This is a genomic window from Croceitalea sp. MTPC5 (assembly GCF_036985505.1).
Classification (GTDB): Bacteria; Bacteroidota; Bacteroidia; order Flavobacteriales; family Flavobacteriaceae; genus Croceitalea.
Window position 1 is genome coordinate 39,567 of the sequence record NZ_BTGQ01000004.1, and the last position, 24,870, is coordinate 64,436.

General features: G+C 40.2%; 28 protein-coding genes. 11 read left to right on the top strand and 17 right to left on the bottom strand.

Annotated elements, in window-relative coordinates; all coding sequences use genetic code 11:
- Window positions 1-122: 122 nt before the first annotated feature.
- The 6 genes from AACM45_RS12905 to AACM45_RS12930 are packed head-to-tail and all read left to right on the top strand — an operon-like array spanning window position 123 to window position 5,904.
- Window positions 123-1,025: a MerR family transcriptional regulator gene (locus AACM45_RS12905; protein ID WP_339143194.1), complete on the top strand. Its 903-nt coding sequence runs from the start codon at window positions 123-125 to the stop codon at window positions 1,023-1,025.
- A gap of 14 nt (window positions 1,026-1,039) precedes the next feature.
- Window positions 1,040-2,497 (top strand): phytoene desaturase family protein, encoded by a 1,458-nt coding sequence (locus AACM45_RS12910; RefSeq protein WP_339143195.1) that lies wholly within the window; start codon window positions 1,040-1,042, stop codon window positions 2,495-2,497.
- Window position 2,498: 1 nt separating this feature from the next.
- A complete protein-coding gene (locus AACM45_RS12915) occupies window positions 2,499-3,338 on the top strand; it encodes a phytoene/squalene synthase family protein (RefSeq protein ID WP_339143197.1) in 840 nt (279 codons plus the stop codon).
- Between the two features lie 4 nt (window positions 3,339-3,342).
- Window positions 3,343-3,792, top strand: a complete 450-nt coding sequence (locus AACM45_RS12920) for a beta-carotene hydroxylase (RefSeq protein WP_339143199.1) — start codon at window positions 3,343-3,345, stop codon at window positions 3,790-3,792.
- Window positions 3,792-5,261, top strand: coding sequence for a 1-hydroxycarotenoid 3,4-desaturase CrtD (crtD, locus tag AACM45_RS12925; RefSeq protein ID WP_339143200.1), 1,470 nt, complete (start codon window positions 3,792-3,794; stop codon window positions 5,259-5,261). The genes AACM45_RS12920 and crtD overlap by 1 nt, the downstream gene beginning before the upstream one ends.
- Window positions 5,262-5,304: 43 nt before the next feature.
- Window positions 5,305-5,904 carry a carotenoid biosynthesis protein gene (locus tag AACM45_RS12930; RefSeq protein ID WP_339143201.1) on the top strand — a complete coding sequence of 200 codons (600 nt, stop codon included), beginning with the start codon at window positions 5,305-5,307 and terminating at the stop codon, window positions 5,902-5,904.
- Here AACM45_RS12930 and AACM45_RS12935 read toward each other — a convergent pair.
- From AACM45_RS12935 to AACM45_RS12960, 6 genes are all read right to left on the bottom strand, one after another.
- Window positions 5,901-6,530, bottom strand: a complete 630-nt coding sequence (locus tag AACM45_RS12935; protein WP_339143202.1) for a DUF3291 domain-containing protein — start codon at window positions 6,528-6,530, stop codon at window positions 5,901-5,903. The two genes, AACM45_RS12930 and AACM45_RS12935, sit on opposite strands and share 4 nt — an antisense overlap.
- Before the next feature lie 70 nt (window positions 6,531-6,600).
- Entirely contained in the window at window positions 6,601-7,164 is a 564-nt protein-coding gene (locus tag AACM45_RS12940; protein WP_339143204.1) for a TlpA family protein disulfide reductase, read from the bottom strand.
- Between the two features lie 66 nt (window positions 7,165-7,230).
- On the bottom strand, window positions 7,231-9,501 hold the full coding sequence (locus AACM45_RS12945; RefSeq protein ID WP_339143206.1) for an aconitate hydratase: 2,271 nt from the start codon (window positions 9,499-9,501) through the stop codon (window positions 7,231-7,233).
- A gap of 161 nt (window positions 9,502-9,662) precedes the next feature.
- Window positions 9,663-10,616, bottom strand: coding sequence for an AAA family ATPase (locus tag AACM45_RS12950; RefSeq protein ID WP_339143207.1), 954 nt, complete (start codon window positions 10,614-10,616; stop codon window positions 9,663-9,665).
- 1 nt (window position 10,617) lies between these two features.
- Window positions 10,618-12,036 (bottom strand): peptidylprolyl isomerase, encoded by a 1,419-nt coding sequence (locus tag AACM45_RS12955; protein ID WP_339143208.1) that lies wholly within the window; start codon window positions 12,034-12,036, stop codon window positions 10,618-10,620.
- Window positions 12,020-12,931, bottom strand: coding sequence for a peptidyl-prolyl cis-trans isomerase (locus tag AACM45_RS12960; RefSeq protein WP_339143209.1), 912 nt, complete (start codon window positions 12,929-12,931; stop codon window positions 12,020-12,022). Before AACM45_RS12960 ends, AACM45_RS12955 begins: the two co-directional genes overlap by 17 nt.
- Window positions 12,932-13,057: 126 nt before the next feature.
- On the opposite strand from AACM45_RS12960, the gene AACM45_RS12965 reads away from it, so the two are divergent.
- Both AACM45_RS12965 and AACM45_RS12970 read left to right on the top strand, forming a co-directional pair.
- Window positions 13,058-13,318, top strand: coding sequence for a hypothetical protein (locus AACM45_RS12965; RefSeq protein WP_339143210.1), 261 nt, complete (start codon window positions 13,058-13,060; stop codon window positions 13,316-13,318).
- Window positions 13,319-13,327: 9 nt separating this feature from the next.
- Complete coding sequence (locus AACM45_RS12970; protein WP_339143211.1) at window positions 13,328-14,464, top strand: serine hydrolase; 1,137 nt, start codon at window positions 13,328-13,330, stop codon at window positions 14,462-14,464.
- A gap of 56 nt (window positions 14,465-14,520) precedes the next feature.
- Here the strand turns inward: AACM45_RS12970 and AACM45_RS12975 are convergent, their stop codons facing one another.
- A complete protein-coding gene (locus AACM45_RS12975; RefSeq protein ID WP_339143212.1) occupies window positions 14,521-15,036 on the bottom strand; it encodes a fasciclin domain-containing protein in 516 nt (171 codons plus the stop codon).
- 121 nt (window positions 15,037-15,157) lie between these two features.
- Between AACM45_RS12975 and AACM45_RS12980 the strand changes: the two genes are divergently transcribed.
- Window positions 15,158-15,718: an RNA polymerase sigma factor gene (locus AACM45_RS12980; protein ID WP_339143213.1), complete on the top strand. Its 561-nt coding sequence runs from the start codon at window positions 15,158-15,160 to the stop codon at window positions 15,716-15,718.
- Window positions 15,718-16,473 carry an anti-sigma factor gene (locus tag AACM45_RS12985; protein ID WP_339143214.1) on the top strand — a complete coding sequence of 252 codons (756 nt, stop codon included), beginning with the start codon at window positions 15,718-15,720 and terminating at the stop codon, window positions 16,471-16,473. The genes AACM45_RS12980 and AACM45_RS12985 overlap by 1 nt, the downstream gene beginning before the upstream one ends.
- Here AACM45_RS12985 and rimO read toward each other — a convergent pair.
- Window positions 16,463-17,770, bottom strand: coding sequence for a 30S ribosomal protein S12 methylthiotransferase RimO (gene rimO, locus AACM45_RS12990; RefSeq protein WP_339143215.1), 1,308 nt, complete (start codon window positions 17,768-17,770; stop codon window positions 16,463-16,465). The genes AACM45_RS12985 and rimO overlap by 11 nt on opposite strands.
- Window positions 17,771-17,895: 125 nt before the next feature.
- On the opposite strand from rimO, the gene AACM45_RS12995 reads away from it, so the two are divergent.
- Window positions 17,896-18,990 carry a serine hydrolase domain-containing protein gene (locus AACM45_RS12995; RefSeq protein WP_339143216.1) on the top strand — a complete coding sequence of 365 codons (1,095 nt, stop codon included), beginning with the start codon at window positions 17,896-17,898 and terminating at the stop codon, window positions 18,988-18,990.
- A 78-nt stretch (window positions 18,991-19,068) separates the two neighbouring features.
- Here the strand turns inward: AACM45_RS12995 and AACM45_RS13000 are convergent, their stop codons facing one another.
- From AACM45_RS13000 to AACM45_RS13040, 9 genes are all read right to left on the bottom strand, one after another.
- Window positions 19,069-19,944: a DUF2911 domain-containing protein gene (locus AACM45_RS13000; protein WP_339143218.1), complete on the bottom strand. Its 876-nt coding sequence runs from the start codon at window positions 19,942-19,944 to the stop codon at window positions 19,069-19,071.
- A 1-nt stretch (window position 19,945) separates the two neighbouring features.
- Window positions 19,946-20,902 (bottom strand): signal recognition particle-docking protein FtsY, encoded by a 957-nt coding sequence (ftsY, locus tag AACM45_RS13005; RefSeq protein WP_339143219.1) that lies wholly within the window; start codon window positions 20,900-20,902, stop codon window positions 19,946-19,948.
- Between the two features lie 222 nt (window positions 20,903-21,124).
- Entirely contained in the window at window positions 21,125-21,277 is a 153-nt protein-coding gene (locus AACM45_RS13010) for a DUF4295 domain-containing protein (protein ID WP_339143220.1), read from the bottom strand.
- Between the two features lie 9 nt (window positions 21,278-21,286).
- On the bottom strand, window positions 21,287-21,469 hold the full coding sequence (gene rpmG, locus AACM45_RS13015; RefSeq protein ID WP_339143222.1) for a 50S ribosomal protein L33: 183 nt from the start codon (window positions 21,467-21,469) through the stop codon (window positions 21,287-21,289).
- 12 nt (window positions 21,470-21,481) lie between these two features.
- Complete coding sequence (gene rpmB, locus AACM45_RS13020) at window positions 21,482-21,718, bottom strand: 50S ribosomal protein L28 (protein ID WP_339143223.1); 237 nt, start codon at window positions 21,716-21,718, stop codon at window positions 21,482-21,484.
- A gap of 72 nt (window positions 21,719-21,790) precedes the next feature.
- Window positions 21,791-23,038 (bottom strand): competence/damage-inducible protein A, encoded by a 1,248-nt coding sequence (locus AACM45_RS13025; protein WP_339143224.1) that lies wholly within the window; start codon window positions 23,036-23,038, stop codon window positions 21,791-21,793.
- Window positions 23,039-23,125: 87 nt separating this feature from the next.
- Window positions 23,126-23,464: an Hpt domain-containing protein gene (locus tag AACM45_RS13030; protein ID WP_339143225.1), complete on the bottom strand. Its 339-nt coding sequence runs from the start codon at window positions 23,462-23,464 to the stop codon at window positions 23,126-23,128.
- Window positions 23,464-24,075, bottom strand: coding sequence for a fumarylacetoacetate hydrolase family protein (locus tag AACM45_RS13035; protein WP_339143226.1), 612 nt, complete (start codon window positions 24,073-24,075; stop codon window positions 23,464-23,466). The genes AACM45_RS13030 and AACM45_RS13035 overlap by 1 nt, the downstream gene beginning before the upstream one ends.
- 17 nt (window positions 24,076-24,092) lie before the next feature.
- Window positions 24,093-24,869, bottom strand: a complete 777-nt coding sequence (locus AACM45_RS13040; protein WP_339143227.1) for a 3'-5' exonuclease — start codon at window positions 24,867-24,869, stop codon at window positions 24,093-24,095.
- Window position 24,870: the final 1 nt, after the last annotated feature.

The following is a 24,870-nucleotide window of genomic DNA, read 5'->3' on the forward strand; positions in this document are numbered from 1 at the left end:
GTATTGTAAGGGGTTTTTTTATGCGCCAAACAGAATTAAGGTCCATTCTATAAATTTTAACTGTTGCTTATACCTATGCTACGATATTAATTGTAAATTTGTTTAATGATTTTACTGAAAAAATGAACAATGTAAAAAAATTATTCAGTATTCGGGATATGGAAAATCTATCCGGAATCAAAGCACACACCATACGTATTTGGGAGAAAAGATACAGCTTGTTCTCACCAGAAAGAACATCGACCAACATCAGGACCTATAGTTTAAAGAGTCTTCAAAAGCTATTGAACATCACCTTGTTGTATCACAATGGTTACAAGATCTCAAAAATCGCAAAACTTCCAGAAAGCGAAATACCGGTTATCGTAAGGGAAATTGTGGCGAAAAACAGTGAAAAAAGTCATGCTATCAATGCATTCAAACTTTCAATGATCAACTTCGATCAAACATTGTTCTTTAATACGTACAACAGTCTTCTAGCGGAAAGGTCGTTTCGCGATATTTTCAACGAAGTGTTTATACCGCTTTTAAATGAGCTAGGCCTGTTATGGCAAACAGACACGATCAGCCCATCGCACGAGCACTTCATAACCAATTTGATCAAACAAAAAATCTATATTAATACTGAAAAGTTACAGATCATCGAGCCCACGAGAAAAGATAAGGTATTCGTCTTGTTCTTACCCGAAAATGAAATCCACGAACTGGGGCTGCTGTATTTAAATTACGAGATTATCCTGAAAGGGTATAAATCCATTTATTTGGGCCAGACAATGCCTATAGAAAACCTTGTCGACTTACTGAAATATTACGATAATTTACACTTTATTTCCTATTTCACGGTCTCTCCGACGAAAGACGAAATTGGGAAGTATATCAAAACATTTACCAAGACTTTAAATGAAGCTGGCAATTCACATCTGTGGATTTTGGGTCATCAAGTACAACATCTTGGCCAAGAAAGCCTCCCAGAACAAGTCAGAACATTCAGTTCTATCGAAAAACTTACAAATATTCTAGGCTGATAGGCTATACTGGTATGAAAAAAATAGTCGTAATCGGTTCAGGCTTTTCATCATTGTCAGTGGCATGCTATCTTGCCAATGCGGGTTATGATGTAGCCATTTACGAAAAAAACCCCACTGTTGGTGGCAGGGCTAGACAGCTTAAAAAAGAAGGGTTTACTTTTGATATTGGCCCGAGCTGGTATTGGATGCCCGACATCTTTGAAAAATTTTTCAATGATTTCAATAAAAAGACATCAGATTTTTACAAACTCGACAAACTCGACCCTGCTTATAAAATATTCTTCTCAGACGATGTAATCACTATTGGTGACTCCATGTCAAAAATATGCAATGAGTTTGAACGCATAGAATCTGGGAGCGGTGCCCATTTGAGGGATTTTATCGATAAGGCACAGCAAAACTACGACATTGCCATCAACAAAATCGTTTTGCGACCTGGCCTTTCGCCACTTGAATTGGTAACAAAGGAAACCGTTATGCGAGTTGACCAATTTTTTAAAAGTATAAGTCAAGAGGTACGAAAACGATTTGATAACCCTAAGCTGATTTCGACACTTGAATTCCCTGTGTTGTTTTTGGGGGCGAAACCAAGTAAAACCCCATCTTTTTATAGCTTCATGAATTTTGCCGATTTTGGTCTCGGTACATGGCACCCCAAAGGTGGCATGTATGAAATCATCAAAGCCATGGCCAAACTTGCAGGGGAGTTGGGTGTTCAAATAAACGTGGATTCCCCTGTGGAGAAAATCGAGGTTGTGAATGGAAAAACAACGGGAATTGAATGTAATGGAAAGAGTATTGCAGCCGATATTGTGATCAGTGGGGCCGATTATCACCATTCAGAAACATTACTCGATCAAAAATACCGCCAGTACTCTGAAAAATACTGGGATAAAAAGACCTACGCCCCGTCTTCACTATTATTTTATGTTGGCTTTGACAAGAAATTAAAAAACATTCAACATCATAATCTTTTTTTTGACACGGATTTTGAAAAGCATGCCGAAGAAATATATGATGAGCCCCAGTGGCCGACAGAACCCTTATTCTATGCTAACTTTCCATCAATAACGGATGAAAGTATGGCGCCCCCCGGTTTTGAAACGGGCTTTTTTCTAATCCCCATAGCCCCAGATTTAGAAGACACCGAGGCATTGAGAAATCAATATTTTGATATTATTATGAACCGATTTGAGAAAAGAACCGGGCAAGAGGTCAGAAATAATATTATATTTAAGGAAAGCTTTTGTGTCAACGATTTTGTGGAACAATACAATTCGTACAAGGGTAATGCCTATGGCATGGCCAATACACTAACACAAACCGCTTTTTTAAGGCCTGGCCTGAAAAGCAAGAAAGTAAACGATCTTTATTTCACCGGACAACTGACCGTGCCGGGACCAGGTGTTCCCCCGTCATTGATCTCGGGTAAGTTGGTCTCTGATTTGATTATTAAAAAATACGCTTAAAATGAAATCTATTTTTGATACGGTATCTTATAATTGTAGTAAAATAGTTACGGAGTCGTACAGTACTTCTTTCGCCCTGGCGACTAAAATGTTGGGCTCCTCAATTAGAAGGGATATCTATAACATTTATGGCTTTGTAAGATTTGCCGATGAAATCGTAGATACTTTTCATGATTATGACAAAGAGAAACTTTTCAACGACTTCGAGCAAGATCTACACAATTCCATTGAGTACAAAATCAGTTTGAATCCGATCTTGAATTCGTTTCAACAGACTTTCCATCAATATGATATACCCTTCGAACTCGTAGCCGCCTTTATGAAAAGCATGCGTATGGATTTGATAAAAAAACAATACAACACCACTGCTGAGTATAAGGAATATATCTACGGTTCTGCAGATGTGGTAGGGCTTATGTGCTTATGTGTATTTGTAAAGGGAGATAAAGAAAAATATGAGTCCCTTAAGGAATCGGCCATGGCCTTGGGCTCAGCCTTTCAAAAAGTAAATTTTCTTCGCGATTTAAAAGCTGATTTTGAACTATTGGAACGCTCTTACTTCCCGAACACTAATTTATTGGAATTGGATGAAGCTTCAAAGAAAAGGATAGTCGATGAAATAAAGGCCGATTTTGCCTCTGGTTTGGAAGGAATCGAAAAACTGCCAAGTGAAGCAAAATTTGGTGTCTATACGGCGTATAAATATTACAATAAGCTCTTGCAAAAACTCCAAAAAACGCCACCATTGGAAATCAAGAATACAAGAATTCGGGTGCCCAATTACCAAAAGTTCGGGCTCTTGGCCAAATCATATGTAAACTATAAACTACAATTGGTATAAAGGAATGAAGATTTTTCTTTGGATAGTCATATTCTTGGCTACGTTTTGTATTATGGAGTTTATGGCATGGTTTACACATAAATATATCATGCATGGTTTTTTATGGAGCCTGCATAAAGACCACCATAAAAAGGACCATGACTCTTGGTTTGAACGCAACGATGCCTTCTTTCTATTTTATGCAGTGGTCAGTATGTCATTGATCATGATTGGCAATACTACTGATTTTTGGTACGGTTGGCCACTAGGCTTTGGTATTTTGGCTTACGGAATTGCATATTTTTTCGTTCATGATATTTTTATACACCAACGGTTTAAGTTTTTGAGAAACGCCAATAATTGGTATGCCAAAGGGGTAAGGCGTGCGCACAAAATGCATCATAAACATCTCGGTAAAACAGACGGTGAGTGTTTTGGCATGTTGTTCGTTCCATTCAAGTACTTCAAAAAATAATGCCCAAAACAGCATTGGTCATTGGTTCTGGAATAGCCGGCCTGGCTACGGCCCTACGATTAAAAGCCAAGGGGTATCATGTTATTGTTTTCGAAAAAAATTCCTATCCCGGTGGAAAGCTACACTCAAAAAAAGTTAACGGGTATAGATTTGATTTAGGCCCATCCCTATTCACCATGCCATGGCTTGTAACCGAATTGTTCGAATTGCATGGAAAAAGACCGGATACCTATTTTGAATACATTAAAAAAGAAACAATCTGCAATTACTTTTGGGAAGACCGTACTCGATTTACCGTAAAATCGGATAAGGAGGATTTTATCGAGAAGGCGGCTATCTTATTCGGCGAAGATGCCAAGCAAATAAAAAGGTATCTTGATGATAACAAGAAAAAATATGAATTGACAAGCTCCATTTTTCTTGAAAAATCATTGCACAAAGTTCAGACCTATCTCTCGAAAAAAACCGTAAAAGCATTGCTAAGAATAGGTGGCATGGGTATTCAAAACACAATGAATAACACCAACATGCAGTATTTTCAAAATCCAAAGTTGATTCAACTCTTTAACAGATACGCCACGTATAACGGCTCTTCACCATATCGAACGCCGGGTATTATGTCAATGATTCCGCATCTTGAAATGGATTTGGGCACCTATTTTCCAAAGGGGGGTATGCATAACATCACAAAATCACTTTATCAATTGGCCCTAGATGTAGGAATAGTGTTCCATTTTAATAGCAACGTTGATGAAATACTAATTGAAAATGACAAAGCAATAGGGCTACGGTTACGGACCGAAACCGTATTTGGTGATATGGTTATCAGTAATATGGATGTCTATCCGACCTATAAAAAACTATTGCCTGAAATAAAACACCCCAGAAAGATACTAAACCAAGAACGTTCTAGTTCGGCTTTGATTTTTTATTGGGGAATAGCAAAAACATTTCCTGAGCTCGATTTGCACAATATCATGTTCAGTGAAGATTATAAAAAGGAGTTCGACCATATTTTCAACAAGAAAAGCCTCTTTGAAGATACTACGGTCTACATCAACGTGACAAGTAAAGAAAATCGGGAAGATGCCCCAGAAGGCTGTGAAAATTGGTTTGTGATGATCAATGCTCCGGCAAACCATGGGCAAGATTGGGGAAAATTGGCAGCTATGGCAAGAAAATCCGTCATAAGAAAAATAAATACCATCCTGAACACGGATATTGAGGAATATATTGAGACCGAGTTTGTATTGGACCCCATTGAGATCGAGCAAAATACCAGCTCCTATCGTGGGGCCTTGTATGGTGCGGCGAGCAACTCAAAATTAGCTGCTTTCTTAAGGCACCCCAATTTCAGTTCTAAAACCAAGAACCTCTATTTTTGCGGAGGTTCAGTACATCCTGGGGGTGGCATACCACTTTGCCTTTTATCTTCTAAAATTGTGAACGACCTCGTACCGAATGCTTAGCATAGACCTCAAAAGAACCGCGAACACCAAGCTTGGAATATTCATGATCTGGCTATTCCATATATCAGGTGTAATCGGAATCTATTTTGGCAATCAAGACTGGTTCATCACTAAATCGCCTTTGAACCTTACGGTAAGTCTATTGATCTTCATATGGCTATTTCCATTAAAGACAAAAAAACAATGGTCACTATTTGCCATCTTTTTTTTCATTGGAATGTTTTCAGAGTGGTTGGGTGTTAATTATGGTATCTTGTTCGGCGATTATAACTATGGTCGTAATTTAGGGCCTAAATTTGATGGCGTACCTTTCTTAATAGGAACGTATTGGGCCTTATTGACCTTTATCACTGCTGAAGTTTCGAAAAAAATAGGTTTTTCAAAAAGGTTGAAAATTGTTGTGGCTGCCGCGCTGATGGTAGGTCTCGATTTTTTAATGGAAAAGAATGCCCCGGTTTTTGACTTTTGGGAATTCAAGGGGGCAGTACCCATAGACAATTACCTCGCGTGGTTTGGTATAGGCCTGCTCTTGCAAACCATTCTGCATAAGGCCAGGACAAAGGGGAACAAAGCTATTGCTATACATTTATACTTCGCCCAATTGCTATTTTTTGCTTTTTTCTATCTCTTCCCATTGCACTAGACCTTCTCCAACGGATTACCACCAAACCAGGATCCAGAGGAACGATAGGGTTGAAAGCGCGAAAATAGCTCCTCAGAATACCATCCTAATTCACGTGTCTTGCCAATGGCCTTCACATGCCCTTCAGTTTGATAGGCAAATTTGTTTAAAGAGTCCAAATCCTTCCATAGACTAAAAGTCGCCATATTCTTAAATGGTATTTCGCCAATTCCCTTAGTAAATAATAAGCCTGTATTTGTTTTCAAATCTTGTTGTGATTTAGGTACGAAACCCCAAAACCTCAATAAAAACCTTATTTTTATTGTCGCTCTGGTGATAACCGCATAAGTAAGTGTATCATCTAGGTCATCACTTTTTCTAAAAGGATTTTGCCCATCCCATTTACCCCTCGCTGCGATATTTCGCATAAAGATTTGATAGCATTCCGCAGCTTTCTTTCGGTATTTCTTTATGATTCGGGCATTATTGAAAAAATCATTGGCTGCTTCCTCACTTTTCCAAACCTGTAAAACGGCATAAACCCCAAAGTCAGGTTTTGGGTCAAAACCATCCCGCCCCGTTCCAAGAAGTTTATAGAACTCTTGTCCCTTCGCGTTTGAAAAAGCGGCTTGGGCAAATTGCATCATAGAGAACGCCCATAATTTTGTATGAAATGAAGTAAACCTGAAAAATGATATCGTAGTTATTTGGGACATCCTATTCTGCTAGCAGGTCATCCACAATTTTCTTTACCGTTGCAGTATTCCAGTTGGCTATTCCATCTTGTTCAACAACAATATAGCCGTCTTTGTCTATAAGGTAAGAATATGGCGGTTTCTCAGGTATCTTAACTGCTGATTTATCTCCGATAATCAAATAGGTAACAGGAAAAGTGTATCCTTGTTTAGCAATGAACTCTTCGACGGGGGGGCGATCTTCATTGGTAATGATATAGAAGTCCATTTTGTCCTTATAAGTGTCATACAATTTCTGGATACTGCTTAATTCAGCCTCACTGGGTAATCGCCATGAGGCCCAAAAATTCACCAGAATAACCCTCCCCTGTGATTTTTGAAAATTAAAGAAATTCCAATCGGCATCTTTTAGACGCCAATCATAGTCCGTGATCTTCTTTCTATTGGCCTCAGCCACCACGTAAGGTGAGAATGAAAATATCCTATTCAAAAAAAGTTTACCATAATGCCCTAAAGGGGTCACAAAAAAGGAGAGTATAAAAAGAATGACAACAATGTTAAGAACAGTCTTTTTCTTTACCGCCATAGATAGTTTGGATTAAAACGAAAAGGCCCTTGATAATCAAGGGCCCTTATGTTCTTGAATTGCTGATTAAGCATTTTCTTTTTTGATTACATTCAAGGCAGAGCCTTCTTTAAACCAATTGATCTGAGCCTCATTGTAAGTATGATTGGCCACTATGGTATCGGTACTTCCATCAGCATGAACGACTTCAATAGTTAGAGGTGTGTCAGGTGCAAAGCCCTCAATATCCACAAAATTAAAGGTATCGTCTTCTTGAATCAAATCATAGTCATTCTCATTGGCAAAGGTAAGTCCCAACATACCTTGTTTTTTAAGGTTGGTCTCATGTATTCGTGCAAATGATTTTACCAAAACCGCAGCTACACCCAAATGACGTGGCTGCATTGCTGCATGCTCCCTAGAAGAACCTTCTCCATAATTATGGTCACCAACGACAATAGATCGAATTCCTGCAGCTTTATAGGCCCTTTGCGTATCAGGCACCCCTCCATATTCGCCGGTCAACTGATTCTTGACAAAATTCGTTTTCTTGTTATAGGCATTTACCGCACCGATTAAGGTATTATTGGCAATATTGTCAAGATGACCACGGTAGCGTAACCAAGGGCCAGCCATCGAAATATGGTCCGTGGTACATTTTCCAAAAGCCTTTATCAGCAATTTCACGCCTTTTAACTCTTCGGGTTGTATCGGCACAAATGGGTCTAACAATTGTAATCGTTCAGATGTTGGCGATACCACGACTTGAACCCCACTACCGTTTTCCATGGGGGGTATAAAACCGGCATCTTCTACCTCAAAACCTTTCGGTGGTAGTTCCCAACCGGTAGGTTCTTCGAATTTCACCTCTTCCCCATTCTCATTGATCAATGTATCGGTCAAAGGATTGAAATCCAACCTTCCAGCAACGGCTATTGCAGCCGTTATTTCAGGTGAGGCGACAAAAGCGTGCGTATTCGGATTACCATCGGCCCGTTTCGCAAAGTTTCTATTGAAAGAGTGTACTATACTGTTTTTTGGTGCGTTCTTGGGGTCGCTGTATCTAGCCCATTGTCCAATGCACGGTCCACAGGCATTTGTGAATATCTTCGCATCCAATTTTTCGAAAATACCAAGGATGCCATCTCGTTCAGCGGTGTACCGCACTTGTTCGGAACCTGGATTGATCCCTAATTCAGCTTTCATCTTCAAACCCTTATCCAATGCCTGTTGTGCAATGGATGACGCCCTGGATAAATCTTCATAGGATGAATTCGTACAAGAACCTATCAATCCCCATTCCACTTGAATTGGCCACTCGTTCTCTGTGGCCTTTTCGGTCATTTCGCTTCCAACCTGAGTTGATAGATCCGGTGTAAAAGGACCATTCAAGAGTGGCCCTAATTCTGATAAGTTAATTTCAATTACCTGATCGAAATATTGCTCAGGATTTGCGTAAACCTCATCATCAGCGGTCAAGTGCTCTTTAACTTCATTGGCAGCATCGGCTACATCAGCCCTCTCAGTGGCACGCAAATAACGTTCCATGGACTCATCATAACCAAATGTCGAGGTAGTTGCCCCTATTTCAGCACCCATATTACATATAGTTCCTTTACCGGTACATGACAATGCTTTGGCACCAGGACCAAAATATTCTACGATTGCCCCGGTTCCACCCTTTACGGTAAGTATTTCAGCAACTTTTAAAATAACATCTTTTGGAGCCGTCCATCCTGAAATGGTACCGGTCAACTTTACCCCTATCAATTTTGGAAATTTCAATTCCCATGGCATACCTGCCATCACATCAACGGCATCAGCTCCACCGACCCCGATTGCCACCATTCCCAATCCACCTGCATTTACCGTATGGGAGTCCGTTCCTATCATCATCCCACCAGGAAATGCATAATTTTCCAATACTACCTGATGGATAATACCCGCACCAGGTTTCCAAAAACCGATTCCATATTTATTGGAAACGGATTCCAAAAAATCAAAAACCTCGGCACTGGTCGTGTTCGCTGACTTTAAATCGGCAGCTGCGCCACTTTTGGCTTGAATTAAATGATCACAATGAACGGTAGTTGGTACGGCAACCTTTGGCTTACCAGCTTGCATAAATTGCAGTAAGGCCATTTGGGCGGTCGCATCTTGGCATGCGATACGGTCAGGTGCAAAATCGACATAATCCTTCGCTCTCTTAAAGACCCTGGTAGGATTACCGTCCCATAGATGTGAATACAGTATTTTTTCAGATAATGTCAATGGTTTACCAACTAGTTCTCTTGCTACGGCTACTCTTTCTCCCATAGTAGCATAGACTTTTTTAATCATGTCAATATCAAACGCCATTGTGCAAAGTTGTTTTTAGGATTGAATTCGTTAAAATTACAAAAATGTAGTCGGGAATAAAACAATACCTTAACTAATCCTAAGACTTTTCTTTAACAAAAAGTTAGAACGAATTATGCAACGACATGCGGTACGATAGCCTTATTTTTCCGAGTGTGGGCTTAGAACAATTCTTGTATGATCAGGTCTTCGGATATGCCTTCGGCTTCAGCCTTGTAATTTTTTAAAATACGATGTCTCAAAATTCCCTTTGCGATTGCCTGAACATCTTCAATATCGGGGGCATATTTGCCATTTACCGCTGCATGGGCCTTGGCCGCTAAGATCAAGTTCTGTGAGGCCCTCGGACCTGCGCCCCAATCGACATAATTTTTAACATATTCGCTCGCTCCCTCAAGATTAGGTCTTGTTTTGTTCACCAGCCTAACAGTATAATCCACTACATTGTCAGGTACCGGGATCCTTCGAACCAAACTTTGCACTTCGTTGATTGCGTCAGCACTAAAAAGGGTATTCAGGATAACCGATTTATCGGCCGTAGTTGCCTTGACAATATCGATTTCTTCAGCTATTGATGGATAGGTCAATCGAATCGCGAACATGAATCGGTCTAATTGCGCCTCAGGCAAAGGATAAGTACCTTCTTGTTCTATGGGGTTTTGTGTGGCCAAAACAAAATAGGGCCGCTCCAACTTATGTTGTTGCCCGGCTATGGTTACCGAACGCTCTTGCATTGCCTCAAGCAGGGCAGCTTGGGTTTTTGGTGGGGTACGGTTGATTTCGTCAGCCAAGATTATGTTGGCAAAAATAGGGCCCTTGATAAATTTAAAATTCCGATTCTGATCTAAGACCTCTGAACCTAAAATATCGCTCGGCATCAAATCAGGGGTAAATTGAATACGCTTGAAATCCAATCCTAAAGTTTGGGCAATGGTATTGACCATTAATGTTTTTGCCAAACCAGGAACCCCTATGAGTAATGAGTGACCCCCAGTATAAATGGATAGTAAAATCTGGTCTATTACCTCTTCTTGACCGATAATTACTTTAGAAATCTCGTTTTTTAGGGCTTTGTGCTTTTCAACAAGGTTTTCAATCGCAGTTACGTCTGACATATTAGTTTTTTACCCAATTATTAGCAAAATCACAGTCTTTGTTCTCATAACCTACCTGAATATAAACATCCTCGATTTTCTCCTTCATCCATTTTTGTACTGCTTTGAACTGTTTTTCGCGCAAGGCAAGCTCTTGTATTTTGATATAATCACGGGCAAAATCGGCCTTATGCTCATCATATCGATTCGTAATCTGCATGATTTTGAACTTGGGGGCTCCCCCTCTAGGGTCATCTTCACGTATAGGCCTTGAAATCTCGTTATCTTTGATATTCCTGACTTGATTGTAAAGCGATGGGTCCATTTTGGTAAGCTCGAACTTAGAATCGAAATTTATCGGGTTTCGCAACAGCCCCCCGTCGAACTTGGTTTCTTTTTCGTCAGAAAAGTTCAAAGCGGCTTCTGCAAAAGAGTATTTTCCATCAAGAATTTGTTGACGTATGGTATCCAATTCCGTTGCCGCTTTCTTCAAAGCTTCTTCCGATACTTCGGGTATCATCAAAATATGCCTCAAATCCACTTCTTGTCCCCTTACCTTTTCTATTTTCATAAGGTGGTAACCGAACATCGTTTCAAATGGTTCTGAAATTTCGCCTTCCCTCAAGCTAAAAGCGACATCTTTGAATTCTTTCACATAGCCACTATTTTTCGTCACCCCAGTGTAAAGTCCACCCCTAGGTTTTGAACCGGGATCTTGTGAATACAAAATGGCCTTTACGTTGAAACTGGCATCGTTCTCTTCGACATCTTGTTTGATGCCATTAAGCCTATCGATGACTTTTTGCTTTTCTACATCAGATGGCTCGGGTTGCTTCACGATTTGTGAGATTTCAAGTTCGGCACCGAAAACAGGGCGTTCTTCTTCTGGAATATTATAGAAAAACTGCCTGACCTCTTCTGGGGTAACCTCAATTTCTTGAACGATTTTTCCTTGCATCTTCTCTGAAAGCATACGCAACTTATTGATTTCAAACAACTCGGCCCTAAAACTTTCTAAATCAGGCTTTTTGTAGTACTTCAACATTTTTTCGATACTCCCGATTTGGGTCGACAATTGCTGGATTTGCCTATCACTCTGTGCATTTACCTGATCGTCAGACACCAATAAACTATCTTGAACGGCTTGATGGGCATATAACCTATCTTCCATTAACTTACCCAAAAGCTGGCACTTGGTAATATCCTCGGTGGAAGCACCTTGGTTCTTTAAATCGATCAGTGTTTTCTCGACATCAGAGTCAAGAATAACATAGTCGCCTATGACCGCTGCGATACCATCTAACTTTATCTTATTCGCGTTGTTAACGGTATCTTTTTGCACCTCAGCAGTTTCTGTAGATACCCTGCTTGTATCATCATTGTTTTGTGCGGAAAGGGAACAAACCAATCCTAAAAAAAATATACTAATCTTGATTTTCATAAATTTCAAACTCATTTTCCTTAATTGCTTCATCAATAATTTCGGTCTCCAATTTTTGAACGTATTTCAATCGCCTACGGTTCAAAATTATCCTCTTGATATCTGGTATAATATAGTTTAGTGGAGCTATATCGTTAACCTCAAGAACATCAGTTACTTTACCCAAATATACCCCCAATGAATCTTGCAACTCAAAAAATTGTGATTTCTTTAGGTACTTTTCTTGATTACCATAGTTCAATGGGGTGATTTCGGTCATCACCCGTGAGGCGCTTACCCAAATGGAATCATTGAAATGTATTTTTTTAAATTGGACGGCTATGGAGTCCAGATAGGCTTTATCCTGTTCTTTAAATGACTTGAGTTTTGCCACCACTTCCTCTTGGTCCAAAAATTGGTTTGGCAATACCACAAAGCGCAACTGCACCAATTTTTCATTCAACTTGAAGTTTTCTTTCTGTTTTCCATAAAAATCGGTCAATTGCTGTTGGTTGACAACAGTATCATTTGCCGAACCCACCAAAGCTTCTATATAGGCCCTAGTGTATAAATCAGTACGGTAATCACTTACCAAACGATCGAATTCCTGCAATTGTTCTTCAGAGAGGTTGATCTTGGATTTTGACAACAACAATTGTTTTGACGCCCATTTGTTGATATAGTTTACCACAAAAGCAGCGCTGTCTTGAGCAGACATCTCATTCGTTATGTAAGATTGGATATCATTAGGATATAAATAGGATTCACCGACCCGCGCTATTGGCTTGACTTCATCGTCATCTTTTATAAAAGACCCGCATGCAGTAGCGACCAGCAGCACTACGAGCAATACACACTTTTCAATAAGGTTTTTTTGCAAGGGCATTGCGCAAAAATAACAATTACTTCTAGGCATACAAGCTGTTATAAAATGGATTAACACATTTTTAGCAGCCTTACTGAGTTGATTATTTTACTATTTTCGTTGCACCTCGAACGGGTTGAAAGATAAAGAAGTAGTTTTTATTAGAAGTAGCATAGCATGGAAAAAATACTGGATCGAAAAATCAAACTTATTTGGGATTTTAAAGGACCCGCCGCGGCTAAAACGGCGGAACACTATGAGAAACACTTGCAGGAATATATTTTTAATGAAGAATTGAAATTCGATACAACGGGCCATAAACATTTAAGTGATATGCATAGTATCGCTTTTCTAGTGGTCGCAGAGTTTGAAATGATCCAAGCTCGAGATGACCTGAGACCCCATAGAGGCGAAATATACAAAACGGAAGACCAATAACTCGAACCTATGCGTTATCAGAATTATTTTTTAGTAGTGCTTATTGGGCTTCAAATCTCATGTTCAGAACAGGGGCCCGCTAATCCTTTAGAGGCAGTACTCTCATCGAAAGATGATCGCATCAAAAGGGTTATGGATAGTATTGACCAATACGAGGTTCAAATACGCTATACCAAGATAGATCGAAGAAACGACAGTATCATTTTTAACGATTTCGATTTTCAAGTAGATGAATCCATATATTTTTACCCCGCAAGTACCGTAAAGTTTCCTGCTGCTGTTGCGGCCCTTGAAAAATTAAATGAGGTCGATACCCTAAGTAGAAATACCTTGTTTTATGTTGAGGGGGACTCCATCAAGACAACATTCGCAAGGGCAATAGAAGAAATTTTTGCAGTCAGTGACAATGCAGCGAACAATAGGCTTATTGAATTTATCGGTCAAGATAATCTGAACAAAATGATAAGGGACCGCGGTGTTCGACCGATTCGTATTTCACATCGCCTGTCGACGCCAAATGCTGATGACATCGTTACGAAACCTTTAATAATCTACCTAAATGACAGTACTACGGCCACCACGGCCAGTATCATAAGTGCAAGTGCGACCCCATTGCAATTGAAGCACATAAAAAAAGGGAAGGGCTTTCTTTCGGGCGATTCATTATATTCGGAGCCCTTCGATTTTGGGCTAAAAAACTACTATCCCATCCATGCACAGCATGAACTTTTGAAACGAGTGATTTTCCCGAATCAATTCCCAAAAGAAAAACGTTTCAATCTAAGTAAGGAGCAACGTACTTTTTTGTTGAAAGCCATGCATACCTTGCCAAAGAATGCAGGTTATGATGCGAAGGAATATTATGATAGTTATGGAAAGTTTTTCATGTATGGTGATTCAGAGGATGTTATTCCCGATCATATCAAAATCTTCAATAAAGTCGGTTATGCCTATGGTACGTTGACCGATTGTGCCTATATCATAGATGAGAAAAACAAAATCGACTTTATGGTCACTGCAACTATATTGGTCAATAAAGACGGTATATTCAATAATGATAATTACGAGTATGACGAAATCGGCATTCCCTTTTTGGCGCAATTGGGTAGGGAACTGTATCATTATGAATTGGAATCAAATAAATAAAGGCATCACTATCAAAGTGATGCCTTTATCCATTATTAACAGAATGGGTAAGCCTATTATGGCATTACCACGTCTTCAATAATATGAATCACACCATTGGAAGCCATAACGTCGGTCTTTGCGATTTTGCTGTAATTGCCATTGGCGTCCATCAAAAAGATGCCACCATCTTTACTAACGGCAGTTATCTTACCACCATTCAACGTAGTCAATTCAGCTTTACCGTTACCTTTTTCCAAAGCTGCCGCAACATCGGATGCCGCCAGCTTACCTGCGACTACATGATACGTTAAAATTGCGGATAGCTTTTCTTTGTTTTCTGGTTTCAACAAAGAATTTAGGGTATTGGCATCAATTTTGGCAAATCCTGAATTTACCGGTGCGAATACCGTAAATGGCCCGTCACCTTTCAATGCTCCGACCAAATCCGCTGCTTTCAAAGCGGTGACCAGTGTTGAGAAATCATCAACCGAAACGGCGATATCCACAATATCTTGGGATTTTTGAGCAGTAGTCGTTTGTGTGAAAAGGGTCAATGCGATCGTTGAAAGGATAAAAATTACTTTTTTCATTTTTTGTGTTTTAATTGTTTAATAGAATGATTAATTTTTCAATGTTATTTGTTACTATGTACACCCTAAAAAATGTGTTGGATGAGTTCCTGCCGATTTTATCATATCTTTAACATAGCTTATGTCACATCATCAAGATGACATTGAAATAATCGACCGCCTGTCCCAAAAGGATAAAAAAGCCCTGTACCTATTATATGATAAGTACTCGGGCGCCTTATATGGCGTGATCTTAAGAATGTGTCGAAATCAAGTTCTGGCCGAAGATTTACTGCAGGAAACCTTTGTTAAGATTTGGCAAAAAATCGACACTTATGATGCCTCAAAAGGTAAATTCTACACTTGGGCCTACCGAATTGCAAAGAATGTTACCTTAAATGCTTTACGAAAACCCGATTTACTCATCCAAAACGAAGAATTACGTGTAGATACTACTAAAACAATATTGGAACCAAAACCTGACTTTACCGAGCTCAATGGCGCCATAAGTAGGTTGGAGCCGCATCATCAAGAAGCGATTTCATTGGTTTATTTTAGGGGATACACCCATCGCGAGGCCTATGAGGAAATGGGCGTGCCCTTGGGCACTTTCAAATCTTACATACGCCAAGCGCTACAATTGTTGCGTGAGAGCTATAAGCATGAACTGCTGATCATTTGGTTACTATTAGAAACTTTTTGATGATGGATAGAAAGAAAATATTGGAAGAGGGATTATTGGAGAAATACATATTGGATGAACTTTCAGCGGCAGAAAGTCAGCAATTAAGTTCAATTATTGCAAATGATGAAGGTTTAAAAAAACAATTCGAAGCCTTACAAGAAGATTTTGAAAGAATGGCTTTTGAGAATGCAATTGCACCGCCTGGACATATTAAAATGAGACTACAAAAAAGATTGGGGGAATCAAAGGTGATACCCATGCCAAAAAGTTGGCGCTACGCGGCTGCAAGTTTGACGATCTTATTTGTACTTTCTGCTTTCTGGATGTTCAATCGTTGGCAAAACGCAAAAAATGATTTTGAAATCCTACAAGAACAAACCATTTCATTGCAAGAACGTTTAAATGCTTTAGAAGAAGACTATTTGCTCACCAATCGGCGTTTAAAAACCATAAATGGCCCAAAAACCATTCCGTTGATTCTTGATGGCAACAACTTGGCGCCCAATTCTAGGGCCGTGGCCTACGTGAACCATGACAGAAGGATCGTTATGGTCAATGCGCAGGGTTTGCCAGAACTTCCAGATAACAGTACCTATCAAATGTGGAGTGATGTAGATGGCGAAATGATCGATATGGGATTGTTGCCAACCGATGAAGAGTTGATTACCCTAAAATACATTGACAAGGCCGAGTCTTTGAATATTACCATAGAACCTGCAGGTGGTAATGACCACCCAACCGTTGAGAAGTTAATTGCCTACGTTACGCTATAGCCGGCTCTCCATACAGATCAAAGTCGGAAGCCTCGATTATTTTAATGTCGATAAAGTCCCCAATTTTCACATAGTGCTTTGTGGCATCGATAAGTACTTCATTATCGACATCCGGTGAATCGAATTCCGTTCGGCCAATAAAATGGGTGCCTTCTTTTCGATCAATGATACATCGGTACGTTTTCCCTATCCGTTCTTGATTCAATTCCCATGAAATCTGGGCCTGAACCTCCATAATCCCATTGGCGCGTTGCTGTTTGACTTCTTCGGGAACATCATCGACCAAATGAAACGCATGGGTGTTTTCTTCATGACTGTACGTAAAGCATCCCAAACGTTCAAAACGCATAGCGACCACCCAGTCTTTTAGGGTTTGAAAATCTTCTTCGGTCTCACCGGGGTAACCGACAATCAACGTAGTTCGAATCGCCATCCCTGGGACCGCGGCCCTAAAGCCCTCCAACAATTTTGTAGTCTTTGCCTTTGTGGTTCCCCGACGCATACTCTTTAAAATCGGGTCGGCAATATGCTGTAAGGGAATATCGATATAATTACAGATTTTAGGTTCTTTTTTCATTACCTCCAAGACGTCCATTGGAAAACCTGTGGGAAAGGCATAATGGAGGCGGATCCACTCAATTCCCACCACCTGCGCCAATTTTTCCAATAGTTCGGCAAGATTTCGTTTTTTGTATAGGTCCAAACCGTAATAAGTCAAGTCTTGGGCAATCAAAATCAATTCTTTGACCCCATTGGCTGCTAATTTTTCAGCTTCTTCGACCAACGCTTCCATGGGCTTACTTTTATGTTTGCCCCGCATCAATGGAATGGCGCAGAACGAACAAGGTCGGTCACAACCTTCCGCAATTTTTAAATAGGCATAGTTTTTTGGGGTCGTCGTCAACCGCTCACCAATAAGTTCGTGTTTATAATCAGCACCTAGGGCTTTCAACAAATTGGGTAGATCACTGGTACCAAAATATTCATCTACATTCGGAATCTCTTTCTCTAAATCTGGCTTATAGCGTTCACTTAAACATCCGGTAACAAAAACCTTATCAACATCACCTGCTTCTTTCTTTTCAACGTACTCCAAAATCGTATTGACGCTCTCTTCTTTCGCATTGGCAATAAATCCGCAAGTATTGATCACAACTACATTACCTTCTTCCTCATGAACCACTTCCTTATTATTTGCCCGAAGTTGCCCCATTAAAACCTCAGAATCATAGATGTTCTTGCTACAACCTAAGGTTACTACATTGATTTTATTCTTTTTAAGGGATTTTGTACGCATATTTTTTTGAATGGATGGCAAAAATACAACACCCTTTTGCAATTGGTCGATTTTAATGCATAATTCTTTAAAGACCGCGTTAAACCAATAAAGGACCACATCGTCCTACAAGAAAAAGTAAGTTCATGAAACCGCTGTTCATTTTAATAATTTGGAGTTTGATTTTCGTTGGGTGCTCAACTACCGCTGATGAAGCCCCTGTAATTCAACAAGAAGAAACACCAATAGTCGCAAATCTCTATTTTCCACCAAGCCAATCGGCGGAATGGGCGACCATAACTACTTCAGAACTTGGTTGGAACACTGAAAATGAACAAGAATTGCGCACCTTTTTGGAAAACAACGGCACAAAAGCGTTCATTATCTTAAAAGACGGAAGAATTGCCGTAGAATGGTACTTGAATGAACACACCCAAAATACGAGTTGGTATTGGGCCTCTGCCGGAAAAACCTTGACGGCATTTACGGTCGGCCTGGCACAAGAAAATGGTTTTTTGAATAGCGATGACAAAACCTCAGATTATCTCGAAACAGGATGGACGGCACTGGAAGCGGATAAGGAGGCCCTAATAACGGTCAAACATCAATTGACGATGACCACGGGGTTAAACGATCAACAATTTGATTGTATTACACCTGAATGCCTAACATACGTAGCCGATGCGGGCAGCAGATGGGCCTATCACAATGGGCCCTATACCTTGTTACAAAAGGTAGTCGCCAATGCCACTGAAACGGAATGGTCAGACTATTTCAATCAAAGTCTTCGGGATAAAATTGGAATGGATGGTTTTTGGTTCTCAACAGATGACCTAAATAATGTTTACTTCAGTTCCGCAAGAAGTATGGCGCGTTTCGGACTTTTAAATCTAAATAATGGTGTCTGGGACGGAGAAACTATTTTGGCCGATACCGAATATTTAAACTCCATGAAAAGTACTTCGCAAAATCTAAACCGGGCCTATGGATATTTATGGTGGTTGAACGGAAAGTCAAGTTACCGTGCACCCGCTTCACAGTTGGAATTTAGCGGGCCATTAGTCGAAAACGCACCTTCGGATATGTATGGTGGTCTGGGAAAAAATGACCAAAAGCTTTATGTTGTGCCTAGCAAAGGATTGGTGGTCATCAGGATGGGGGAAGACTCAGGCGAAGACCTACTTGGGCCTTCAAGTTTTGACAATGAATTGTGGGGAAAAATCAACGAATTTATCAATTGATTTGGCACTGTTATTTGGAATAACCGCTGTCTATAGGAACTTAGGCTAGACTTTTCATCTTGCTAAAGCCACTCGACATTAGTTCCCCTTACCCGTTACCAACGCGCCCCACTTCTTAATATTAATTGTATTCATTCGCACAAATTCGTCCTTTTCAAGCTTAGTGGCAATCCGAAGCGACTCCTTGGCGGAGGTAATGGCAGCCTTATAATCGCCCAACTCTGCTTCAACCAAACTTTTTACGCGATGAAAGTAATAGGTATCCCCGCCTAATTCAAGCGCTTTGTTCAAGTACCCCAAAGCCGTTTTAAAATCAGCACCCTGTTCTTGAAGGTAACGGGCAGCTTCATAATAGGTTTGTGCAGTTGGGTTTTCGTTGAGCTGCTTTGCAATTTCCAATTGCATTTGGCCATGGGTATCTACTAGAATGGGGATGGAAACCATCGTATCTGCCCAAATCAAGTTCAGATTGGCCGCATTGTGGGTGATGGAATCGAAGTTTACTAAAAAATTTTCTTGGTGATATGGTATGCTTTTGGGTGCTACCTTAATTCGAAACAAATCTTCATTCGGATTGTAATTTTTACGACCATCACCCCAATGTTGCGTGTTGGTATGAAAAGCAATCTGCCACTCTTCTTTTTCAGGAAATGCGTATAGCGCATACGTACCTTTTGGTAAATTATTCCCTAGAACGGTCATGTCAGTATCCACGGTGATTTTAGTACTTTCATTTGCACCAACCCGCCATATGCGCCCATAGGGCACCAATCCGCCAAAAATCGTACGCCCTCTTGCCGCTGGTCTTGAGTACGCCACACTGATTTTGGACAAACCAATTTCTTGTTCTACGCGCGAAAACGGACTCGCTTTAGGGTGGGTAATTTGTGAGCATACTATTAGAGCATCGAGAAGAATTAAAAAGAACAGCGCTTGTTTTGCTATTGGGAACATCTTATAGCTTAAAAAACGAATCCACAAACTCATACTTATTAAAGACCTGTAGGTCATCAATACCTTCCCCAACACCAATATATTTCACCGGAATTTGAAATTGGTCTGAAATGCCAATGACGACACCGCCTTTTGCGGTTCCATCCAATTTTGTGACGGCCAATGAAGTTACTTCCGTAGCTTTTGTGAACTGTTTGGCCTGTTCAAAGGCATTTTGGCCTGTAGAACCATCCAAAACCAATAAAACATCATGTGGTGCGTCTGGCACCACTTTTTGCATCACCCGTTTCACCTTTGAAAGTTCGTTCATTAGATTTACTTTATTATGCAATCGGCCCGCAGTATCGATCAAGACCACATCTGCATTTTCGGCGACAGCTGAATTCAATGTATCAAAAGCAACCGAAGCGGGGTCACTACCCATTTTCTGTTTAATGATGGGGACGTCAACACGCGCTGCCCATACCTGTAATTGGTCAATGGCGGCGGCCCTAAACGTATCACCAGCGCCCAATACCACTTTCAGACCTTGATTTTTGAATTGCTTGGCCAATTTACCAATGGTCGTCGTCTTGCCTACGCCATTAACGCCTACGACCATAATGACGTAGGGCTTCTTGTCAGAAGGAATGGAAAACTCTTTTTCTTCACCCACATGGGTCTCAGAGAGCAACCCTGCAATTTCCTCACGAAGGATTTGGTTCAACTCATCGGTACCTAAATACTTATCTTTTGATACCCTAGCCTCAATTCGGTCGATAATTTTCAGGGTGGTATCCACTCCCACATCAGAAGTGACCAAAACCTCTTCTAAGTTATCAAGTACTTCATCATCGACTTTTGATTTACCGGCAACGGCTTTGCCAAGTTTACCAAAAAAACTGTTTTTAGACTTTTCCAAGCCTTTATCCAACGTTTCTTTCTTCTCTTTTGAGAATATATTTTTGAAGAGCCCCATACGCATTCTTAGTTGTAAATCAAAGATAGGAAAGTAAGGGGAGTTTTGTTAAAGTTCGTTTCGCATTTACAGTCTTAATGAGATTGAAAGGTCAACAGTTTCTAGTAAGGGCTTCGACTGCGCTCAGCCTGACAAATTGGAAAACCTGGCAGATTAGAAAACAGGTAGAAACAAAAAAAAGCCGCTTAAAAGCGGCTTTTTAAATGGTGTTCTCGTAAAAGGTTATCGCTTCGACAACCAATCATTTACCAATTCTGGAGACATGACGGATTCCACAAACGTATAAGCACCTGTTTTAGGTGATTTTACCATTTTGATCGCTTTTGTCAATCTTTTCGAACTTCCTTGTAAAGTTGCTACGGTTTTCTTTGCCATGACTAAATCTTATTTGATTTCTTTATGAACGGTCATACGCTTTAAAATAGGATTGAATTTCTTGATTTCCAATCTATCTGGCGTGTTCTTTTTGTTCTTTGTAGTGATGTAACGAGAAGTACCTGGCTGACCTGATTCTTTATGCTCGGTACATTCTAATATTACTTGTATTCTGTTGCCTTTTTTTGCCATTTTCTAATGCTTTTACTTCACCAAACCTTTGGCCCTTGCTTCTTTCAACACAGCAGAGATACCTTTTTTGTTGATAATTTTAATTCCTTTAGAAGAAACATTAAGGGTAACCCACTTGTCTTCTTCTGGGATGTAGAATTTCTTTTTTGAAATATTAACGTCAAACCTTCTCTTTGTTTTATTAATAGAGAAAGAAACGTTGTTACCAAACATCACCTTTTTTCCTGTAACTTCACAAACTTTGGACATCTCCCTTACTTTAGCGTGATTTTATTGAGGCTGCAAATTTAGGTATTTCTCTCAGACACACAAAATTCAGAACTAAAAATTTACTATTTCTTTTTGAAGTAACTCAAAAGCCTTATTCACCGACTTTTGTACAATACGTTCCCTATGATTTCCCATGGTGAATTTTTTGGCAAAAGTGTGTTTCGGGGTGCTAATAGCTATAAATACCGTTCCAACGGGCTCCTCTGAATCCCCTTTGGTAGGGCCTGCATTACCTGTCGTGGCAATGGCAAAATCGCTTTGCAACATTTGCCTCACATTTGTTGCCATGGCCATGGCAACTTGTTCGCTAACCACGGAATGCTCCTCAACGAGTTTTTTCGGCACCCCAAGCACCTCTATTTTGGTCTCGGTGGCATAACTGACGACACTACCTTTAAAATAGTTCGATGCACCGGGTATTGCCGTTAGGTACTGCGAAATTTTACCCCCTGTGAAGCTTTCGGCAGTTGATAAGGTTAGCCCCCTTTCAGTCAATACCCTTCCAATCACCTCTCCTAGGCTACCATCTTCTTCTTCCCCATATATGATATCCCCAATGAGCGGATACAACTTTTCAGCTTCCGTTTCAACTAAACGTTGAAGCCGTTCCTTATCTTGTCCCTTAGCTGATAGACGTAATCGCACCCTTCCTAGACTGGGCAGATAGGCTAATTTTATTTCAGGGGGAAGGTTGTTTTCCCAATCTTCGATGTTATTTGCAATCGCACTTTCGCCCAAGCCATAGGTCAATAAGGTCTTATGAATGATATACGGTCGTTTATAAGAACTTATGATCTTGGGTACTACGGCGTCGCGAATCAAGTTTTTCATCTCAAAAGGCACACCTGGCAAAGCGATGAACGAAGTCCCGTTCCTTTCCATCCATAAACCTGGGGCCGTACCGAAATTATTTTTCAATACCTCCGCTTTCTTGGGTACGAGGGCCTGAAGACGATTCAAATCGGATATTGGTGTTGAAATGTATTTCTCAAAAAGCATCTCTATGTGTTGCAGCACTACTTCATCCTGCTCCATTTCGTCTTCAAAAAATTCACATAGGGTATGCTTGGTTATATCGTCGTTAGTAGGGCCCAACCCACCTGTTAATATGACCACTTGTGATCTTTTACTGGCCTCATGCAAAGCATCGAGAATATGTCCTCGGCTATCTTGAACAGAGGTTATCTGATATACCGAAACTCCGATTTTGTTCAACTCCTTGGCTATAAATGCGGAATTGGAGTCGACGATTTGACCGATGAGTATCTCATCGCCGATGGTAATGATTTCTGCTTGCATATAATATGGAATACAATTTAGGGTCGCACGTAAACGGATTACTGCGTTTTTTCAAAAATACGGAATCTTAATGGCGAATGCCGCGTGTTATAACTGGAAGTCTTTATGAAGTTCGGCCACGACTTGTTCGATATCTTTTTTCAAAAGTGGAAACTTGGTTTCTATCTCATCAAAACCTCCCTCGGCCTTACCTAAGGTTTCAATGGCCAAGGCGTTTGCCCTTGTTTGCTCCATACCCAATAAATCTACATTGGGCTTGATTTTATGGGCCAACTTATACGTTTGTTCGTAATCCTTATTCGCAATGGCCTCTTCTAAAGACAGTAAATCGGCGGGAACTTCCTCTAAAAAAACGGAAACGACGGAAACGATAAAATCTTCATCACCTTCTGCCATTTCATTTATTTTATCTAAACTGTAAATCATTATCGTATATGGATTGCAAAGAATTCTTCTCCTTCAATTCTTCCTTGAAGGTAGTCATTTGTCGCTACTTTTCCAACACCTGCAGGTGTACCCGTAAACAGAATATCACCCTTTTTAAGCATAAAATAGGTGGAAACGTATGAAATCAACTCATCTATCTTCCACAGCATCAGGCCCGTATCGCCTTTTTGTACAATTTCCCCATTTTTTAACAATGAAAACCCCAGTTTGTCTAAATTTTCGTACTTATTTTTGGATATCCACTTACCTATCACTGCAGCTCCGTCAAATCCTTTGGCCTTCTCCCAAGGCAATCCTTTTGCTTTTAATTGCGATTGAACATCACGCGCCGTAAAATCGATTCCCAAGCCAATTTCATCATAGTACTTGTGTGCAAACTCCTTCGAGATGTGCTTACCTACTTTCCTGATCTTTACGAGCACCTCAACTTCGTAATGTATCTCTTTCGAAAACCCCGGAATGTAAAAATCCTGCTCTTTGGGAAGCACGGCAGAATCGGGTTTGATGAATACAACAGGTTCTGTTGGGCGTTCATTCTCAAGCTCATCAATATGAGCTGCATAATTTCTACCGATACAGATCAACTTCATGAAAAGGGTGTTATGGGTTATAAAAGTTTATTGTTCAATTTGCTAAGTTTCAATTGTGTCAACACCTTTTTGGTATATAATGGAAAGTCTGCATTCAGGATCCAACCAAAATAACCGGGCTCCTTCTCCATCACTTCATCGACCGTTTTACCTTTATGCTTGCCAAAGGCAAAAATGGGTTCCTCATTTTCATTCACCCCGATAAAGCCCGCAAAATCGAGGGATTGCTTTCTAGTCGTGAACTCTGATAGCTTCTTTACGTTATTTTCAAGCTCTGGGTATCGATCCAATTGAGCCAAGAGTACTTCGTAAGTTGCCAAGGTATCCGCTTCGGCACTATGGGCATCATCCAGGTTTTTATCACAATAAAATTGATAGGCCGCCCCTAGGGTACGCTTTTCCATTTTATGGAATATGGTCTGTACATCAATAGAGACCATATGCTTCATATCAAAATCAATCCCAGCCCTCAACATTTCTTCTGCCAAAAGGGGAATATCGAACCTATCAGAGTTGAAACCACCCAAATCGCTGTCTTTGATCATTTTATAGACCTCTTTTGAGAGCTGTTTAAAAGTAGGCTCATTTGCTACCTTTTCGTTAGAGATACCGTGTACGGCGATAACCTGTGCTGGTATTTCCATTTCTGGGTTTACCAACCATGTCTTACTCTCTTTATTTCCGTTGGGATGGATCTTCAAGATGGATATTTCGACGATGCGGTCTTTGGCAACATTGGTACCTGTTGTTTCCAAATCGAAGAAGCAAATCGGTTTTGTAAGTTTAAGCTGCATA

What these genes read in the sequence shown, in the direction of transcription:
- AACM45_RS12970 (WP_339143211.1), top strand. Translation starts at nt 13,328, where the DNA reads ATGCGTTATCAGAATTATTTTTTAGTAGTGCTTATTGGGCTTCAAATC.
- AACM45_RS12930 (WP_339143201.1), top strand. Translation starts at nt 5,305, where the DNA reads ATGATCTGGCTATTCCATATATCAGGTGTAATCGGAATCTATTTTGGC.
- AACM45_RS12940 (WP_339143204.1), bottom strand. Translation starts at nt 7,164, where the DNA reads ATGGCGGTAAAGAAAAAGACTGTTCTTAACATTGTTGTCATTCTTTTT.
- AACM45_RS13035 (WP_339143226.1), bottom strand. Translation starts at nt 24,075, where the DNA reads ATGAAGTTGATCTGTATCGGTAGAAATTATGCAGCTCATATTGATGAG.
- rpmB (WP_339143223.1), bottom strand. Translation starts at nt 21,718, where the DNA reads ATGTCCAAAGTTTGTGAAGTTACAGGAAAAAAGGTGATGTTTGGTAAC.
- AACM45_RS13000 (WP_339143218.1), bottom strand. Translation starts at nt 19,944, where the DNA reads ATGTTCCCAATAGCAAAACAAGCGCTGTTCTTTTTAATTCTTCTCGAT.
- AACM45_RS12915 (WP_339143197.1), top strand. Translation starts at nt 2,499, where the DNA reads ATGAAATCTATTTTTGATACGGTATCTTATAATTGTAGTAAAATAGTT.
- AACM45_RS13030 (WP_339143225.1), bottom strand. Translation starts at nt 23,464, where the DNA reads ATGATTTACAGTTTAGATAAAATAAATGAAATGGCAGAAGGTGATGAA.
- AACM45_RS12955 (WP_339143208.1), bottom strand. Translation starts at nt 12,036, where the DNA reads ATGAAAATCAAGATTAGTATATTTTTTTTAGGATTGGTTTGTTCCCTT.
- AACM45_RS12935 (WP_339143202.1), bottom strand. Translation starts at nt 6,530, where the DNA reads ATGATGCAATTTGCCCAAGCCGCTTTTTCAAACGCGAAGGGACAAGAG.
- AACM45_RS12945 (WP_339143206.1), bottom strand. Translation starts at nt 9,501, where the DNA reads ATGGCGTTTGATATTGACATGATTAAAAAAGTCTATGCTACTATGGGA.
- rpmG (WP_339143222.1), bottom strand. Translation starts at nt 21,469, where the DNA reads ATGGCAAAAAAAGGCAACAGAATACAAGTAATATTAGAATGTACCGAG.
- rimO (WP_339143215.1), bottom strand. Translation starts at nt 17,770, where the DNA reads ATGCGTACAAAATCCCTTAAAAAGAATAAAATCAATGTAGTAACCTTA.
- AACM45_RS12910 (WP_339143195.1), top strand. Translation starts at nt 1,040, where the DNA reads ATGAAAAAAATAGTCGTAATCGGTTCAGGCTTTTCATCATTGTCAGTG.
- AACM45_RS13010 (WP_339143220.1), bottom strand. Translation starts at nt 21,277, where the DNA reads ATGGCAAAGAAAACCGTAGCAACTTTACAAGGAAGTTCGAAAAGATTG.
- AACM45_RS12980 (WP_339143213.1), top strand. Translation starts at nt 15,158, where the DNA reads ATGTCACATCATCAAGATGACATTGAAATAATCGACCGCCTGTCCCAA.
- AACM45_RS13040 (WP_339143227.1), bottom strand. Translation starts at nt 24,869, where the DNA reads ATGCAGCTTAAACTTACAAAACCGATTTGCTTCTTCGATTTGGAAACA.
- AACM45_RS12950 (WP_339143207.1), bottom strand. Translation starts at nt 10,616, where the DNA reads ATGTCAGACGTAACTGCGATTGAAAACCTTGTTGAAAAGCACAAAGCC.
- AACM45_RS12960 (WP_339143209.1), bottom strand. Translation starts at nt 12,931, where the DNA reads ATGCCTAGAAGTAATTGTTATTTTTGCGCAATGCCCTTGCAAAAAAAC.
- crtD (WP_339143200.1), top strand. Translation starts at nt 3,792, where the DNA reads ATGCCCAAAACAGCATTGGTCATTGGTTCTGGAATAGCCGGCCTGGCT.
- AACM45_RS12995 (WP_339143216.1), top strand. Translation starts at nt 17,896, where the DNA reads ATGAAACCGCTGTTCATTTTAATAATTTGGAGTTTGATTTTCGTTGGG.
- AACM45_RS12905 (WP_339143194.1), top strand. Translation starts at nt 123, where the DNA reads ATGAACAATGTAAAAAAATTATTCAGTATTCGGGATATGGAAAATCTA.
- AACM45_RS12920 (WP_339143199.1), top strand. Translation starts at nt 3,343, where the DNA reads ATGAAGATTTTTCTTTGGATAGTCATATTCTTGGCTACGTTTTGTATT.
- AACM45_RS12975 (WP_339143212.1), bottom strand. Translation starts at nt 15,036, where the DNA reads ATGAAAAAAGTAATTTTTATCCTTTCAACGATCGCATTGACCCTTTTC.
- AACM45_RS13025 (WP_339143224.1), bottom strand. Translation starts at nt 23,038, where the DNA reads ATGCAAGCAGAAATCATTACCATCGGCGATGAGATACTCATCGGTCAA.
- AACM45_RS12965 (WP_339143210.1), top strand. Translation starts at nt 13,058, where the DNA reads ATGGAAAAAATACTGGATCGAAAAATCAAACTTATTTGGGATTTTAAA.
- AACM45_RS12985 (WP_339143214.1), top strand. Translation starts at nt 15,718, where the DNA reads ATGATGGATAGAAAGAAAATATTGGAAGAGGGATTATTGGAGAAATAC.
- ftsY (WP_339143219.1), bottom strand. Translation starts at nt 20,902, where the DNA reads ATGGGGCTCTTCAAAAATATATTCTCAAAAGAGAAGAAAGAAACGTTG.